Source organism: Gillisia marina (genome assembly GCF_000258765.1).
Classification (GTDB): Bacteria; Bacteroidota; Bacteroidia; order Flavobacteriales; family Flavobacteriaceae; genus Gillisia; species Gillisia marina.
This window is the reverse complement of sequence record NZ_AJLT01000114.1, coordinates 1-864: the sequence shown is the minus strand read 5'-3', so window position 1 is coordinate 864 and position 864 is coordinate 1. Positions and strand designations below refer to the sequence as shown.

General features: G+C 37.4%; 2 protein-coding genes. Both read right to left on the bottom strand.

What is annotated here, in order from left to right; all coding sequences use genetic code 11:
• A partial coding sequence (locus ON07_RS17995) for a transposase (RefSeq protein ID WP_162097772.1) occupies window positions 1–120 on the bottom strand: 120 nt, incomplete at its 3' end.
• Window positions 121–217: 97 nt separating this feature from the next.
• Window positions 218–712, bottom strand: a complete 495-nt coding sequence (locus ON07_RS15730; protein ID WP_010232791.1) for an IS110 family transposase — start codon at window positions 710–712, stop codon at window positions 218–220.
• Between the last annotated feature and the right edge of the window lie 152 nt (window positions 713–864).

The window sequence follows — 864 nt, the reverse complement described above, 5'->3', positions numbered from 1 at the left end:
GCAGGCAAATTTTCTGCCGTTTTTAAACTTTTTGAAGCCATTTGTGGCTACTATGGTATTGATAGCAACTTGATCTCCCACACCTGGAATAGAAGTGAGAATCTTGTTCTGCTTTGCCAATTCTTCTGTTTTTAGAAGTTCCTTTATTGTTTGGTCAATCTCCTTTATTGACTTGTCAAGAAGGGAGATGTGTTTTTGAAGTCGTTTGCTTCTCTCTCTAAAGAAATGATCTGTCAACAAATTTCTTCAAATCCTTCAACTGTGTTTTATATTTCGCTCTTTCTCCAATGTAGAGTTGTCTTTCGGATAATAATAATTTACTCTCTGTAATAGCAATATCTTCCAAGACTTGAAGCTGCGCTTTGTCAGAGTACCTCACTGCGTATTCCGCTATCCGCTGCGCATCGACTTTATCTGTCTTGCGTCTTTGGACTCCAGAGCGAAGCTTTATCTCCGCACCACTTTCAAGCCATAAGGCAATTTCATTTTCAAGACAATAGGCCTTTAATATATTTGAGTAATGACCGGTGAACTCGGCGCATACAAGGACTTTTTCAATTTCCAGATCCTTGGAGACTAGCCTGAATAATTTTCTGAGATCCCCAGCACTGTTGTTAATCTTAAAAGTTTTAATTTCGCCATCGTCCGTAATCAAACAAATATCAAGTGATAATTTGCTTACATCGATTCCAATAAATGTTTTGAATTTCATACTTTAGTTTTTGAGATTTAAATGAAGAATCTTTACCTAAAACCTTAAAAGGTCGAGACTGATATCTTATACAGGTCTTGGTTCTTAAAACCTATCAGTTCCTAATATCGGGATAGTTCTATATCTATAGCCATCGCTGGGTCGCTGACAGG